We start from the raw sequence: 15849 nt of genomic DNA, 5'->3' as shown, positions 1-15849 counted from the left end.
AGGCCTCACCGGTCCATTCTGAGGGGGACCTGATGGATTTCTTTGCCCAACAGGCACGCGTTCGCGGCAGCAGCCGAATGCTGGTGTTGCTGTTCGCGCTGGCCGTGATCGCCATGGTGTTCGCGGTGGACGTCGTCGTACTGACGACTTTCGGCCACCATCGTCATGGCTTCGGCAGGCCGGCGCCGTCGAATAGCACATTGATGACGTGGACTTCGTTGATCGTCCTTGCCGTCATTGCGTTCAGTGCGCTGTACCGTATTCAAAGCCTTTCCGCTGGCGGCAAGGCAGTGGCGGAAAGCGTCGGCGGTGTTCCTGTGCCGCCCGACACGGACGATCCGCAACTGCGCCTGTTGCGCAATGTCATCGAAGAAGTCGCCATCGCGTCCGGCACGCCCGTGCCGGATATCTATGTAATGCAGGACGAGCCCGGCATCAACGCGTTCGCGGCAGGCTATTCGACCTCCGATGCGGCGATCTGCGTCACGCAGGGTAGCCTGGATCATCTGACGCGCGATGAACTGCAGGGTGTGATCGCGCATGAGTTCAGCCATGTGTTGAACGGCGACATGCGCCTCAACATCCGTCTGATGGGCTTGCTGTTCGGCATCATGATGCTGTCGGTGATCGGTCGACAGCTCACCTGGTCGGGCGCTTCCGTTTCGACGAGCGACGATAACGATGGCGAAGCGGGAAGAAGGGTTTTCGGTTTCTCGATTGGCCTCACGATCCTCGCCATCGGATCCATCGGATATTTCTTCGGAAGGCTGATTCAGGCGGCGGTGGCGCGTGAGCGCGAATCCTTGGCCGACGCTTGCGCCGTGCAGTTCACCCGTCAGACGTCCGGTATTGCCGGTGCACTGAAGAAAATTGCGGTGGTCGAAGGCGGCTCGCAGTTGCAAGTAGCGAACAGGCACGAAGTCGCGCACATGATGTTCGGCGATGTCGACGAATTCAATGATTGGTACGCCACGCATCCACCATTGATGAAGCGCATCCGCACGCTGGAACCGTGGTTCCGCGAAACGGAGCTGGCGAAGGTGGAAGCGTCGATGCGTGCGGTACCTCCGGACAGCAATACGGATGCCGCGGTCGATTCTGCTACCGATACTTCGGACAAATCGCCCAAGTCACTGCCTCCTTTGGAATGGCCGGGGCATGGGGATCCGGCGGCGGTAGCTACGCAAGTGGCCACTGCACCGATCATTGCGGCAACCATCGCTGCGACTGCCACTGCGACGAACGCAACTGTAACTGCGACTGCAACCGCGACAGCCGAGCCCAAACCGGGAACGTTCGAGCACGCAGGTGCCTTGCAACAAAGCATCCCCGCCAGCCTGACGGACGCTGCCAAGCAACCCGAATCGGCGCTTGCGCTCACCTTGGCGTTGGCGATGTCGGCGCACGAGGATCTGCGGCAGCGGCAATGTCGACTGATCGCCAATGCTTTCGGCGACGACGTGCAATTCACCGTCGGAAAACTTCAGGCTGACGAAGCGACCTTGCCGGCTTCGTTGCGCATGCCGCTCGTATCGCTTTCGTTCCCCGCACTCAAGTCGTTGCCGCCGGGGCGTCTGCAAACGCTGCTGGATACGTTGGACGCGGTGGTGCGCGTCGATCCGCAGGTCGATCTCGACGATTATTGTCTGGCGCGCCTGCTGCGCATGCATCTGCTGGAAGCGCTGCAGCCGAAGCGCGCACCCATCGACGGACAAAAGAAGCTTCCCACATGCCGCGACAGCGTGCTGCTGGTCTGCGCGGTAGTAGCCGTCTACGGCAGCGACGACGATGCCGCTGCGCGCCGAGCGTGGCTGCTGGCGATGGATCAGGCATTCCCGGGCGCCACGTTCACGTGGCAGACCTTGCCGTTCGATTGGCAGGAATCGCTCGATCGCGCACTGGCCGACCTGGACGGTTTGATGCCGGCGGCCAAGGAAATCGTGATCCAAAGCTTGCTAAGCGCCATCCAGGCCGACGGTGTCGTTACACCCACCGAATCGGAGCTGTTGCGCGTGATCTGCGCCAGCTTGCATTGCCCGGTGCCACCGCAAGCAGAGGTTAGCGCTGCCTAGCGTGACGTCGGGATCAGTGTCACCTGTTTGGCCGTGAAGAGCGTTGCTATCAGCGTATGTCCGTCACGTAAGAAGGTGACTTCGCGCGGAAAGCCGGGGGCAGGTGCAGACAGCACGCTCGTTGGCGTAACGCTGTCGATATTCGTGAATCCGGCGAGACGACCGCCACCGCCTTTGGAGAAACGATCCGAAATCGCCACCCATACCTGGGCTCCGTCGGGCCGGACCGCCACGCCTATCGGGCTTGGCCCGATCGGGAATTTCGAGACATGGATATCGTGAGTGCCCGCTTGCAGTTCGTCTGTCTGCAACCTGAGCAAGGCGTCATCGCCGCGTGCCGTGATCCACACCGTTTTGCCCGATGGCGACAGCGCGACGCGAACCGGATTGCAGCCGGCCGGCGTGGCCGCCACCACGGCGTGAACGGGATCGCTTAGCGCTTTGTCGGCGTCGATGCGAAGCAAAAGGCCTTGCGCGTGCGGGTGGCCGTTGGGGCCTTCTGCCTTGCAGTCGGCGGGCATATGCATAGTCGGTGGCATGGTCTCGCTTGTCGCGAACAGCCAATGTCCATCGGGCGACAGGGCCAGCCCAACAGGGGCGGTGGCCGTGGGAATGTGTCCGATCAACGCACTGGCGCCGAATTCCTTTTGCCGTGCTTTGTCGAGATCCCAGACGCTGATATTGCGCGCGTATTCCTCGCTGACGAAAAGCCGGCGATCATCCAGGCTGACGGCCGCATAGACCGAGCCGGCGTGCGCGTCGCTGCTAAGGGTGCCGAGCAGCGCGTCGCTGTCGTTGCGTTCCAATTTGCCTACGTCCAAGACGGCAATGCCGTTATCGGTGGTGACGACTAGCAGCGCGCCATCATGGGTCAGTGCTTCGCCGAACCCGGCGCCTTTGAGTTCGACGCGATGATCCAGCTTGACTATTCCGTCCTGGTTGCGCAGCACCGCCACCGCGCCACGGTTTTCCGAGATCGCCATCGACACAAACAGCCAGCAATCGTCCGGACTCGCTATGGCCTGGAACGGAGCGGCGGGCAAGTCTACGGTCGTGGATATGGAGGGGGCCGTGCATGAGGACGCCAAAAGTGTTTGCGGCATGGCCATGGCCAGCAATCCGATGGCGAAGGTCATAAGCAGTAGTTTCATACACATCCTTGGATGGCAGTTCGGTGGCTTGAAAACATAGCGACGCACACATCACTCGAGCTGAAGTGCCGCATAAAGCAGCAGCTGGCCTTCGATGCTTGCCAAGTCGAGTCCACTGAGTTCGCTTATCTTGCGCAGTCGATAATCTAGCGTATTGCGATGGATGCGCAGGGCTTTTGCCGTCGCGACGGGGTGGCCGTTTTGAGCGAACCACACGGTAAGCGTTTGCCGCAATGTTCCCTCTCGCTTATCGAATGCATTGAGCCGTTGTAATGGTTGGCGCAATTGCTCGGCTTGCCAGCCTGACTCGAGACCTGAAAGAAGAACCGGCAAGTTGAGGTCATAAAAAGAAAAGAGGTGCTCTCGGGGGCTTCGCTTCCGTCCTACGCGAAACGTTCTTTGCGCACTCTGGTACGACTGTGCGACGCCATCAATACCGGTCAAAGCCACGCCCATCGATAGCGCTGAAGGCGTCCCCAGGGTTTCACGCAAAATGGCGTCCAGTGCATTTAGGCGCTGGCGCGACAATGCTGCTCTAGCTGTTCCGCTGCGACTGTCGTCAAATATTTCAAGCATGATCAGTTCACGATGGGAAATTGCTGCTGTGAGCAGATCAGGCCGATGTATTGCCAGTTGTGCCTGGCAACGCTGCATTTCGATTAACGCCATGTCAGGGCGAAGACTTTGGTCAATAAGATCGAGCACGATCACCGCACGCGGGCGCTGAAAGTTGACGCCTAGCCTTACCGCCCATGCTTCCAAGTCCGTTTTCAAGATGCTGTCGTCTTTGATCAGCTGGAGAACGAATTCCTCCCGATACCGCCGTTCCCGTTGTAATTCTGCAGTTAGTTGCGCTTGCTCAAGAATCATCTCCGCGGTAACGCGAACGAGCTCGCCAAACTGACGCACCGCACTCGGGTCACCGGTTAGTCCCACTACACCGCAAATCTTTCCGCGCACGGTCAAAGGGAGGTTGACACCTGGCTTGGCTTCACCAAGCGCAGAGCTGGTTTCTCGGTCGATTTCGACGGTGCTATGTCGGACTAGTACGAGTTGAGCGCCGGCATGTACCTCGCCGATTCTCGAAGCCTCGCCGCTGCCGATGATCACCCCGCCGGCATCCATGACGTTGACGTTAAACGGAATAATTTTCATCGTCCGTTCGACAATTTCCTTGGCCAGTCGAGATTCAAGGGCAGGCATGATCTGTCACCGTGTTGACGATGGAGTCAGCATAGGGCAGATGCACTAAAAATGCGGGGAAAATGTTGCGAATAGTTAGGCATCGGCATGATGCGTGACGACGGCCGACCCCGCTAATTTGTGGTCTTTGCCATCGCGCAACCCATTGAGCGCGTTACACGAGAAGACATGACTGCTACGACTCCGCATGACGCGGCACCGGTGACGAACGTCTTAGAAAGGGCCTATGGCAAAGTGACTTTGCATCTGATCCCGTTCATTTTTGTCTGTTATCTGTTCAATTATCTGGATCGGGTGAATGTCGGTTTCGCCAAATTGCAAATGCTCGATGCATTGCAATGGAGCGACTCCATTTATGGCTTCGGTGCAGGCATATTTTTCATTGGCTATGTATTGAGCGGTGTGCCGAGCAACTTGCTGCTCCACAAGATCGGCGCCCGTCGAGTCATTGGTGTCTTGATGTTCATTTGGGGCCTGGCGTCGGCAAGCCTTTTGGTGGTCACCACGCCCATGGAGTTTTACGTGTTGCGCTTTCTCACCGGCGCCTTTGAAGCGGGCTTTTTTCCAGGCATTGTTTTGTACTTCACCCGCTGGTATCCGGCAGCGCGCCGCGGTCGAGTCATGAGCCTGTTCATGTCGGCCATTCCTATTTCCGGCGTGCTGGGCGGGCCGCTTTCGGGATGGATGTTGCAGCACTTTTCCGCCGGACAAGGAGGATTGGCTGCCTGGCAATGGCTATTCCTGCTGCAGGGCCTGCCAACGACGCTGCTTGGTATTGCCGCCTTTTTTCTGCTCAATGACAGCATTGCCCAGGCGCGTTGGCTGAATCAGGAAGAGAAGCGCCAATTGCAGCTGGCGCTCGACGAGGACGAACGCAGCAGGCAGGCCGCTGGACGGTACTCGGCGTCTTTTTCCAGCATGTTGCGCGATGCCAATGTTTGGCTGCTGGGACTGATTTATTTCTGCATCCAGGCGGGTGTCTATGCCATTAATTTTTGGCTGCCGTCGATCATCAAGGCACTGGGGTTTCAAAGTCCGGTCACGGTCGGCTGGCTCAGCGCGATTCCTTATCTCTTTGCTTGCATCTTCATGATCGTGATGGGGCGTTCGGCCGACGCAAGGAAGGAGCGCCGTTGGCACGTCAGCGCTCCGTTGCTTATGGGTGTATGCGGTTTGACGCTATCGGCGCAAGCCACCGGCCACCCCGCACTGGCCATCGTCGGACTGACGCTGGCGACGATGGGAGCGCTTACCGGATTAGCCCTGTTCTGGCCTTTACCGACCACCTTGCTTGGTCGTACCGCGGCAGCAGGTGGCTTGGCACTTATCAACTCGCTGGGCCAGGTGGCGGGATTTGTCAGCCCCTACCTCGTGGGTTGGATCAAGGACGCAACCCACAGCACCGATGTGGCGCTTTACATCTTGTCGGGCGTGATGTTCGTGGGCGCCGTATTGGTACTGAGGATGCGGGCGCACGTCGTCAATCGCTAAAAATAAACGTGGTACGCGAGGTTGAAGATGAAGCTTTCCCCCCAGCGCCAGCTACTGGAACAGATGTTTGCTGCCGCCGTCGAGGCTGCACAGCCTGCGCATTGTGTTCCGCGATATCTTCCAGAGGCGCCTCGGGGCCGGCTGATCGTGATTGGTGCGGGTAAAGGGTCCGCGGCGATGGCACGAGCGGTCGAGGATCATTGGAATGGACCGCTTTCTGGACTGGTGGTCACTCGCTACGGCTATGCGGTGCCATGTCAACGGATAGAAATCGTCGAAGCCGCACATCCGGTACCCGATGCCACGGGGCTTGCCACGGCGGGCAGAATGCTTGAGCTCGTCAGCGCGTTAAGTGCCGACGATACCGTTCTTTGCCTGTTTTCCGGCGGAGGCTCTTCCTTGCTTGCTTTGCCGCTGCCCGGCATCACGCTGGAAGACAAACAGGAAGTCAATCGCGCGCTACTTCGTTCAGGGGCCACGATCAGCGAAATGAATTGCGTCCGTCGCCATCTGTCGTCGATCAAGGGCGGGCGATTGGCGGCAGCGTGCCATCCCGCCAAGGTGGTGACACTGATCATTTCCGATGTACCGGGTGATAGACCTATGGACGTTGCCTCTGGACCGACGGTGAGCGACACAACAACGTGCGAGGACGCACTCGCCATTGTCGATCGCTACGGGATCAAACTGCCCGCGCATGTCAGGCAGGTGCTGGAAAGCGGATCTGGCGAATCCATCAAATCCGACGACGCGCGCCTGGCCTCCATCGAAACCCATGTTATTGCGACACCGCAGCTTGCCCTGGAGGCGGCCGCGCGCGTGGCCCACGCCGCAGGCTTCACGCCCCACATTCTCAGTGACAGGATCGAAGGCGAAGCCGCCGAGGTCGGCAAAGTCATGGCCGGCATCGCTCATCAGGTAGCCGCCCATGCTCAGCCCTTCGACGCTCCCTGCGTCTTGCTAAGCGGTGGCGAGACGACGGTGACCGTGCGCGGTCATGGCCGTGGTGGACGCAATGTGGAATTCCTGCTCGCGCTTGGCATGACTCTGAGCGGCGAAGACGGCGTTTATGCGCTCGCGGGGGATACGGATGGCGTCGATGGCATGGAGGAAATTGCTGGAGCCTATTTAGCGCCCGACTCTTTGACGCGCGCCCGGGCGTTAGGCATATCCCCGCAACACAGTCTCTCCAATAACGATGCGCACAGTTTGTTCCTCGCGCTTGGCGATTCGCTGGTGACAGGGCCGACCCGAACCAATGTCAACGACTTTCGGGCCATCTTGATTACGAACTAACCCGCTGATCTGACAAGTTCGCCATAAGCACGATGCGCGACTTATAAAAAAAGGCCCCGCCAAGCGGGGCCTTTTGCACTTTGAACTCCTCCTCATATTTGCAGGGGGAGTAAAAGCCGAAACGCTTACACCTCGGCTTCTTCCTTGTACGCATCGATCGGAATGCACGCGCACATGACGTTCTTGTCGCCGTAGACATTGTCCACGCGTGCCACCGGCGACCAGTACTTCTGCAGCTTCAGGCTGGGCAGCGGGAAGGCGGCGAGTTCGCGCGGATAGGCGTGGGTCCACTCGGTGCCCGTCACCATGGTGGCGGTGTGCGGCGCGTTCTTGAGCGGGTTGTCTTCGCGATCCAGACGACCGTCTTCGATGGCGCGGATTTCGTCGCGGATCTGGATCATCGCGTCGATGAAACGATCCAGCTCGTGCATCGATTCGCTTTCGGTCGGCTCGACCATCAGCGTGCCAGCCACCGGGAAGCTGAGCGTCGGCGCGTGGAAGCCGAAGTCGATGAGGCGCTTGGCGACGTCTTCGGCGCTGATACCGGTGCTGTCCTTGAGCGGGCGCAGGTCGAGGATGCATTCATGCGCGACCAGCCCGTTGCGGCCGGTGTAGAGCGTTTCGTAATGCGACGCCAGGCGCTTGGCGATGTAGTTGGCGTTGAGCAACGCGACCTGTGTCGCTTTGCGCAGGCCTTGCTGACCCATCAGCGTGACGTACATCCACGAGATCGGCAGGATGCTGGCGCTGCCGAAGCTGGCGGCGCTCACCATGCCGACGTTGCCTTCGCCGCCGAGCGTGCGGGGCAGGAACGGCGCGAGGTGCGACTTCACGGCGCACGGACCCACGCCCGGGCCGCCACCGCCGTGCGGAATGCAGAAGGTCTTGTGCAGGTTGAGGTGCGAGACGTCCGAGCCCCACTTGCCCGGCTTGGCGAGGCCGACCAGCGCATTCATGTTGGCGCCGTCGGTGTACACCTGGCCGCCGTGAGCGTGCACGATCTCGCAGATCTTGACGATGTCTTCCTCAAACACGCCATGCGTGGAAGGGTAGGTGATCATCAGCGCAGCGAGGCGGTCGGCGTACTTCTCGGCTTTGATGCGGATGTCTTCGACATCGACGTTGCCGTTGCTGTCGCACTTGGTGACCACCACGGTCATGCCACACATCTGCGCGGAAGCAGGGTTGGTACCGTGCGCGGATTCGGGAATCAGGCAGATATCGCGTCGGTCTTCGCCGCGCGAGCGGTGATAGGCGCGAATGGCGAGCAGGCCCGCGTATTCGCCCTGCGCGCCGGAGTTCGGCTGCAGGCTCACCGCATCGTAACCGGTGCATTCCACCAGCATCGCTTCGAGTTCTTCGATCAGCTGCTTGTAGCCTTGGGTCTGATCGGCGGGTGCCAGCGGATGCATGGCGCCGAATTCCGGCCACGTCACCGGAATCATTTCGGCGGTGGCGTTGAGCTTCATGGTGCAGCTGCCCAGCGGGATCATGGTGCGATCCATCGCCAGATCCTTGTCAGCCAGCGAGCGCATGTAGCGCAGCAGTTCGTGTTCGCTGTGATGCGTGTTGAACACCGGATGCTGCAGGAACGGTGTCTTGCGCAGCAATGCGGCCGGCATGGCATCGTGCGTGGCCGCATCCAGTTCGTCGATATCGCCGATGTCGGCGCTGAACAGATCGGCCAGTGCCAGCACGTCGGCGCGCGTGGTGGTTTCATCCAGGCTGATGCCCACGCTCTGGCCGTGGATCTGGCGCAAGTTGATGCCGCGGCCGGTGGCCTTGGCATGAATCGCATCGGCGTCGACGTTGGTGACGTGCAAGGTGTCGAAGAAGTCGTTGCCGACCGTCATGCCGGCACTGCGTAGTGCCGACGCGAGAATCGCGGCGAGGCGATGCGTGCGGCGCGCGATGCGAGCAAGGCCTTCCGGACCGTGATAAACGGCGTACATGCTCGCCATCACCGCCAGCAGCACCTGCGCGGTACAGATGTTGGACGTGGCCTTCTCGCGGCGGATGTGCTGTTCGCGTGTCTGCAGAGTAAGGCGATACGCCGGCTTGCCTTCCGCATCCACCGACACGCCGATCAAACGACCCGGCATGGAACGCTTGTACGCATCGCGGCAGGCGAGGTACGCAGCATGCGGGCCGCCGAAACCGAACGGCACGCCGAAACGCTGGCTGTTGCCGATCACGATATCCGCACCCCACGAACCCGGCGAAGCGATCAGCGTCAGCGCGAGCAGGTCGGTGGCGACGGCGACGATGCCGCCGCGCGCATGCACGGCTTCTGCGACCGCGCGATAGTCGTGAATCTGGCCGAAGGTGTTGGGGTACTGCAGCAGCACGCCGAAGCTGTCGACCTTGATAGCGTCCGCGGCGTCGCCGATATGCAGTTCGATGCCGATGCCGTCGGCGCGCGTGTGCAGCACTTCCAGCGTTTGCGGGTGCACGTCGTTGGCGACGAAGAACACGTTGGATTTGGATTTGGCCGAGCGCTTGGCCAGCGTCATCGCTTCGCCCGCGGCGGTGGCTTCGTCGAGCAGCGAGGCATTGGAAATATCCATGCCCGTCAGGTCCGCCACCATGGTCTGGAAGTTGATCAGCGCTTCCATGCGGCCTTGCGAGATTTCGGCTTGATACGGTGTATAGGCCGTGTACCACGCCGGATTCTCAAGAATGTTGCGCAGGATGACGTTCGGCGTGAGCGTGCCGTAGTAACCCTGGCCGATAAAGTTTTTGAACACCTTGTTCTTGCGTGCGATGGTGCGGATCTTCGCCAGCGCTTCTTCCTCGGTGATGCTTGCCGGCAGCGCCAGCGGCTGCTTGGACTTGATCTGGCCCGGCACGATGGCATCGGTCATCGCTTCCAGCGAACCATGACCGATCACCTGCAGCATCTGCGCGATCTCGGCATCGTTCGGGCCGATGTGGCGTTCGATAAAGGCGTGATGGTGCTCGAGTTCGCGTAGCGAAGGGGTGTTTTTCTGACTCATGGCATGGGCGTCCGAAGAACGCGTGCAGGCCGCACGCGGGGCGCCCCTCTGTCCTTTTGCCTGAGAGTTTAGAAGCGGTGCGCTTCGTGCCCCTTCGGCGCCGGATCTAACCGGTCTCTCCAGAGTCTTGGTTCACGGCGGTATGGAGCCTGAGCGATTACGGGCGTTGCGCCTTCGGCAGCGGGTTTCCCCGCTTCTCCCACCATGTACATCAAGAGATCAATTATACCTGTTACATGGGGTTGCGCACTGCCGTTTTCATGTGGGCTGGAGTAGCCTCAGGCTCCCCAAAGCCCGCCCATCGCCATTCAGGCCTATGCCGGGGTGGCAAGCAATAAAAGCATGAACAAACCACCTTTTCGCATCGAACAGCTGGACCACCTTGTCCTGCGTGTCTATGACGTTCCCACCATGCTGGCGTTCTACTGCGATGTGCTGGGATGCACGGTAGAGCGGCGGCAAGACGAGATCGGCCTGGTGCAACTACGCGCCGGCGCATCGTTGATCGACCTGGTGAGTCTCGACAGCAAGCTCGGCCGTCATGGTGGCGCCGGTCCCGGCACGGAAGGGCACAACATGGATCACTTGTGCCTGAGCGTGGAGGGTTACGACGAGGCGGCCATCGTCGCTTATCTCAAGGAGCGCGGCGTACATGTCGGCGATGTCGGCAGCCGCTACGGCGCCAAGGGCGAGGGGCCGTCCATTTATCTCTTTGATCCGCAAGGAAACATGGTCGAGCTGAAGGGGCCGCCTGCGCATTGAAGCGACGTCAGCGAACCCCGAAGCTTCGCAGGGGCGATGGGGTTAGACGGTCGTTCGCGCCCACGGGAATGGCGTTCTGTCAAACCGTTGTTTGAAAAAAACATGTGTCATAGGTCACGAATTTAACGTTTGTATCGATGCAATCGTTATAATGGGCGTTCCCCCCAGGGCGCTTATGTGCGATTCGCCGGTTCGGCGATCTCGATGCATGAGCGTGTGCAGTCCCGCGAACGATTCCCCCTCGGCATTCGCGTCGGACTTCACGACAGCTACTAGATGGATGTGTGATCCCCACGTGCGCTGATGCAGTGCGCGTATGGCTGCTTCTGGTGCGGTCAAGGAGATTGAAGGTTCAGCCGGCCCCCACCGGCGGATCTATTGACAGCGAAGGTATTCGCGACGTCGCCCGCAACGCGGTGGAGCACATGCTCCGCGCGTGCGCGGGTGCGTGCGGCCATGCAGGCCGAACAGGTACGCCGCGCTGCCGAGGCGCTCTCTTTGCCAAGGATTCAAGGCGATTCTTCGATGCGTTGCGCATGGCGATGGATAACGCCGCGCACGCTTGTCGTTTGAGGGTGTCGGTGTGTGTGAATCAGAACTTTCAGAGCGGTCGTTCGATGACGACCCAGTCATGGCTACCGCGTCGGTCTCCGATCGCGAAGTAGGGGCGTTGCTTACCGATCTGCCGTCGGCGCATGGCCTGCACGCCGTGCGGCCAGCGGTTGCTACGCCCGGCCTGGGCGCCCGGTTGCATGCGTGGAAGCGTCGCTTCAGCGATCCCGCAAAGCGGGCTCGGCGTGCGGCGCGCGTGATCCGTCACATCCGCTTTGTCTATTTCGCCAATGTCGACGACGACAGTCTTTTCGGCGAGTACCACCATCAATTAGTCACCGCGGAAGTCTTGTTGGATCGCGTGCTTGCCGCGCGCGCGTCGGGTATGAAGGCGGTGCATCCGGTCCTGCAGAGCGATGCGGAAGATCGGCTGTTCGTGCCGCCGCCGCGTGGCAGCTTTCACCAGGTTACGCCCGAATACATACGCTGGTATGGGCGCAATGGCGTGCGACGCGCCATCCCCATGGTGCGGGAAGAGCTCGCCATCGAACTGATGGGCGAGTTTGCGTATAGCTATAGCGACGCGCTTGATATTGCCCGGAACGATTCGGGTGCGCTGGCACGCGTCGATCAAACCTGGTTGCTGTCGCGCGCCAAAGCGCCGATTACGTGTCGGCCCCTGCATGCCACGGAGTTCCGGCAATTGGCGCATGCGATCGAGGCTGCCTACAACGTTCCACACGGCAACTCGACGGTGGTGCATGCCAATGTCGAGATCGCGCGTAGAGCCGCCGCCACGCTCGGTGCGGTGATGGACGAATACGTGAAAACGCCGTTCCACACACCCGAATTGGCGCAGGCCTTCTCCGATTTCCACTGCGCACACTTGCAACGCATCGCTCAAGCGTCACGTTCATCGGCCATTTTGCCGATACCGATCACCGGTGTGCTGGGCTGGTTTTCCGCCAAGCGTGCGCGCATCTACGCCGAAGTGCAGGCGAGGTTGGCGGCGCGTTGATGCGCCGGCTTTTCCCTTCTCCCCTTGGGAGAAGGTGCCCAACGGGCGGATGAGGGTGCGATCGGAGCGGTGAAGAAGGGAAATGAAGCATCGCGCAAGAATCGTACCCTCACCCCAACCCCTCTCCCAAAGGGAGAGGGGCTAAATCGTCTAGTCATAACGTAATCGGTTTGTCCCCAGCGGCCTTCAGCTTGTCGTTGAGCGCCGCGAGATCATGTTGTTTCAGCTGCTGCCATGCGTTGAGCGTGGCGGCGAGCGTGTGCGACAGCGTATCGTAGGATGTCTGCGCATCGGCGCTCGGATCGGCATCGGCCCCATCGACCGCGCTGCCGAGTTTTTCCAGATTCATCGACAGCGCCACTAGGCTATCCGTGCGACGGGGTGGCGTAGGTATCGAGTTGCGCGGGTCGACGTGCAACGGCACACCGGATAGATCGGATGTCTGCGCAATCAACGCCGCAATCTGATCGTGCAGCGCGCCACTGCTGTGCGCTTGCTGCTCATCCAGCGCCTTGAGCAGGCGACCGGCTTCCGCACTGGCCGAAGATGCCTGCGCTGACGTCGTTTCCACCTTGTTGGCGAGGGCAAACTCGCGCTGCATCGCTTCCGGAGAAACCGTCACACGCGGATCCGGCTTGATCTCCAGCGGTTGCCGATAACGACGCCCGTCGACGTTCAATTCGACGGTGTAGCGACCAGGCGGTGCCCATACACCATCCTTGGGCCGCTTGTGAGGTTGGGCTTCGCCCTTGGCGGCGTAACGCAGATTCCATGCGAAACGATGCATGCCCGGTGCGGTGGAGAGTGGCGTGGGAATCGGAACCCACTCCGGTGCGATTTCCAGTTTCACCGGATCCAGCATCGGCGGCTTGTCGTCGCTGCTGAAGCTGCGCACCGTATTGTTCTGTGCATCGAATACAGTCAGCGTTATCGGTCCTTTGACGTGCTTGGGCAGCGTGTAGTCGATGATGGCGCCATCGGGTGGATTCGCTGCCATCGGCTCGTCTTTCGGGAGCGGCGTACCGGTGAACTCGGCTCGGCGCACGCGAATGGCATCCGCCGGTTTGAACAGCGTGACCGTGTCGGTATTTACGCCATCCATCTGACGCAGGGCGGTCACGTCATCCATGATCCAGAAACCGCGGCCGTGCGTGGCGATCACCAGGTCATCCTGGTGTACATCAATGTCGCGCACAGAAGTGGGCGGCAGGTTTTGCTGCAACGGCTGCCAGTGGGCACCGTCATCGAAGGACACATACATGCCCTTTTCGGTGCCGGCATAGAGCAGGCCCTTGCGCACGGGATCTTCGCGCACGACGTTGACGAAGCTGTCGGATGGAATGCCGCTGTCGATGCGCGTCCAGCTCTTGCCGCCATCTGTCGTGCGATAGATGTAGGGTGCGTCATCGTCGAGTCGATGGCGATCGACGGCTAGATAAGCGACATCGGCGCTGAAGTGAGAAAGTTCGATGCCGCCCACCTTGGACCACGGCGTCAGAGCCGCGGGCGTCACATTGTTCCAGTGCGCGCCTTCGTCGTCGGTGCGCCATACCAGTCCATCGTCGGTGCCTGCCCACAGTATCTGCGCGCTGAGCGGCGAAGGCGCGATGGTGTAGATCACGCCGCGCCGTTTATCGACATGACTGTCGTCAGCGGCGGTCACCGCATCGAGATTGGCGGGCACGCCCGCATCTTCGCGCGTGAGATCGGGACTGATCGGTGCCCAATGATCGCCGCCGTCGGCAGTGCGGAACAGGCGCTGGTTGGCAAAGTACAGCACCTTGGTGTTGCGTTTGGAGAACGCCAGCGGCAGCGTCCACGCGCTGCGATAGTGCGCGGCGGGGTAGGCCAGCGTGGGATCGATATTGCGCACCTGCTCGGTGCGCATATCCAGCTTGTCTACGTTGCTGCCATAGATGATGTCGTGATCGTCCGGGTCGGGCGCGATCATGCCGCTTTCGCCGCCGGGCGTGATTTCGTGGAATTGCTCCATGGTGATGCCGTCGCGCGAACCCGTGCGGCTGGGCAGCGCCACCGCGCCGGAATCCTGCTGTGCGCCGTACACCCAATACGGAAAGCGATTGTCGGTGCTGACGTGGTAGATCTGTGCGGTGGGCTGGTTGTACCAGCTGCTCCACGTCGTGCCGCCGTTGAGCGTGATCAGCGTGCCCTGGTCGACGCCGAGGATCTGGCGATTCCCGTTGGTCGGGTCGATCCACATTTCATGGAAGTCGTCGCCGGTGGGATCGCCCTTCAGTGCCATGAAATGCTTGCCGCCGTCGTCCGAACGCAACACGATGGTGTTCATCACGTACACGCGATCTGCATTCTTCGGATCGACAGTGATGCGGTTGAAATACCAGCCGCGCTGCCAGATGCGCTGATCGTCGGTGACATGCTGCCAATGCACGCCGCCGTCGTTGGAACGGTAGAGGCCACCTTCGCCGTCGGGTGCATCGACCAAGGCGTAAATGCGATTGGGCTCGCTGGGTGACGCGCCCAAACCGATGCGTCCCGGATGTGCGGGAAAGCCGTTGTCTTTGATCTGCGTCCAGTGCGCGCCAGCGTCGTGCGAAACATACAAGCCAGTACCCGGCCCGTTCGACGGCGGGTAGACGCTCCACGGCGGACGGCGCGTTTGCCAGAGCGCGGCATAGATGGTGTTCGGATCGCCGTGTTTGAAGGCGAGATCGATGGCGCCGGTGTCGTTGTCTTTGAACAGCACCTTGCTCCAGTGCTGGCCGCCGTCGGTGGAGCGGAACACGCCGCGTTCGGCGTTGGGGCCGTAGGCATGGCCCAGTGCTGCGACGAACACCACGTCGGGATTGCGCGGATCGATCAGGATGCGTCCGATCTGTCGCGTATCTTCCAGGCCGATATGGCTCCAATGCTTGCCGCCATCGGTGGACTTATACATGCCGTTGCCATGCGCGATGTCCGAACGCATGTCGGCTTCGCCGCTGCCCACATAGATAGTGTCCGGTCGGGAGGGCGCCAGGGCCAGCGCACCGATCGATCCCACGCCTTGGTCGTCGAAGATCGGCTGCCAGGTGCGGCCTGCATCGTTGGTCTTCCACACGCCGCCATCCACCGCGCCAAAGTAGAAATGACGTTCGTCGCCGGGAATGCCGCTCACCGCGAGCACGCGGCCACCGCGGAAGGGGCCGATCAGGCGCCAGTGCAGATCCTGGAACAACGAGGGTTCGACCACCGCGTGTGCGGCCAATGCGGTGGAGATGCCCAGCGTGAACAGGGCGAGGCGACGCAATTGCATGTTGGAATCCCCTGGGAAAGCGTTATCGGATGAT

The 15849-nt window shown here is 60.8% G+C and carries 9 protein-coding genes and 2 riboswitches; of the genes, 5 read left to right on the top strand and 4 right to left on the bottom strand.

Annotated features, from left to right (window positions below):
• Nucleotides 1-32: 32 nt before the first annotated feature.
• The gene (locus QQL64_RS07755) at nucleotides 33-2072 is read left to right on the top strand and encodes a M48 family metallopeptidase (RefSeq protein ID WP_284397823.1); all 2040 of its coding nucleotides are present in this window, start codon (nucleotides 33-35) and stop codon (nucleotides 2070-2072) included.
• Here QQL64_RS07755 and QQL64_RS07750 read toward each other — a convergent pair.
• Nucleotides 2069-3223, bottom strand: a complete 1155-nt coding sequence (locus QQL64_RS07750; protein WP_284397818.1) for a YncE family protein — start codon at nucleotides 3221-3223, stop codon at nucleotides 2069-2071. The two genes, QQL64_RS07755 and QQL64_RS07750, sit on opposite strands and share 4 nt — an antisense overlap.
• Nucleotides 3224-3274: 51 nt before the next feature.
• Nucleotides 3275-4426: a sugar diacid recognition domain-containing protein gene (locus tag QQL64_RS07745; protein WP_284397815.1), complete on the bottom strand. Its 1152-nt coding sequence runs from the start codon at nucleotides 4424-4426 to the stop codon at nucleotides 3275-3277.
• A 168-nt stretch (nucleotides 4427-4594) separates the two neighbouring features.
• On the opposite strand from QQL64_RS07745, the gene QQL64_RS07740 reads away from it, so the two are divergent.
• Together QQL64_RS07740 and QQL64_RS07735 are read left to right on the top strand one after the other, a co-directional pair.
• On the top strand, nucleotides 4595-5917 hold the full coding sequence (locus tag QQL64_RS07740; RefSeq protein ID WP_284397812.1) for an MFS transporter: 1323 nt from the start codon (nucleotides 4595-4597) through the stop codon (nucleotides 5915-5917).
• A 27-nt stretch (nucleotides 5918-5944) separates the two neighbouring features.
• Complete coding sequence (locus QQL64_RS07735) at nucleotides 5945-7213, top strand: glycerate kinase type-2 family protein (protein ID WP_284397809.1); 1269 nt, start codon at nucleotides 5945-5947, stop codon at nucleotides 7211-7213.
• A gap of 125 nt (nucleotides 7214-7338) precedes the next feature.
• Here QQL64_RS07735 and gcvP read toward each other — a convergent pair whose 3' ends face one another.
• Nucleotides 7339-10209, bottom strand: coding sequence for an aminomethyl-transferring glycine dehydrogenase (gcvP, locus tag QQL64_RS07730; RefSeq protein WP_284397808.1), 2871 nt, complete (start codon nucleotides 10207-10209; stop codon nucleotides 7339-7341).
• Nucleotides 10210-10255: 46 nt separating this feature from the next.
• Nucleotides 10256-10334, bottom strand: a riboswitch (glycine riboswitch).
• Nucleotides 10335-10337: 3 nt separating this feature from the next.
• Nucleotides 10338-10421: riboswitch (glycine riboswitch) on the bottom strand.
• Between the two features lie 130 nt (nucleotides 10422-10551).
• Between gcvP and QQL64_RS07725 the strand changes: the two genes are divergently transcribed.
• The gene (locus QQL64_RS07725; RefSeq protein ID WP_284397804.1) at nucleotides 10552-10971 is read left to right on the top strand and encodes a VOC family protein; all 420 of its coding nucleotides are present in this window, start codon (nucleotides 10552-10554) and stop codon (nucleotides 10969-10971) included.
• Between the two features lie 631 nt (nucleotides 10972-11602).
• Nucleotides 11603-12541, top strand: a complete 939-nt coding sequence (locus QQL64_RS07720) for a hypothetical protein (RefSeq protein WP_284397802.1) — start codon at nucleotides 11603-11605, stop codon at nucleotides 12539-12541.
• Between the two features lie 154 nt (nucleotides 12542-12695).
• Here the strand turns inward: QQL64_RS07720 and QQL64_RS07715 are convergent, their stop codons facing one another.
• Complete coding sequence (locus tag QQL64_RS07715; protein WP_284397799.1) at nucleotides 12696-15815, bottom strand: WD40/YVTN/BNR-like repeat-containing protein; 3120 nt, start codon at nucleotides 15813-15815, stop codon at nucleotides 12696-12698.
• Nucleotides 15816-15849: the final 34 nt, after the last annotated feature.

The sequence above is a fragment of the Dyella lipolytica genome, from assembly GCF_030160075.1.
Lineage (GTDB): Bacteria > Pseudomonadota > Gammaproteobacteria > Xanthomonadales > Rhodanobacteraceae > Dyella_B > Dyella_B lipolytica.
This window is presented reverse-complemented; position numbering and strand designations above follow the sequence as displayed.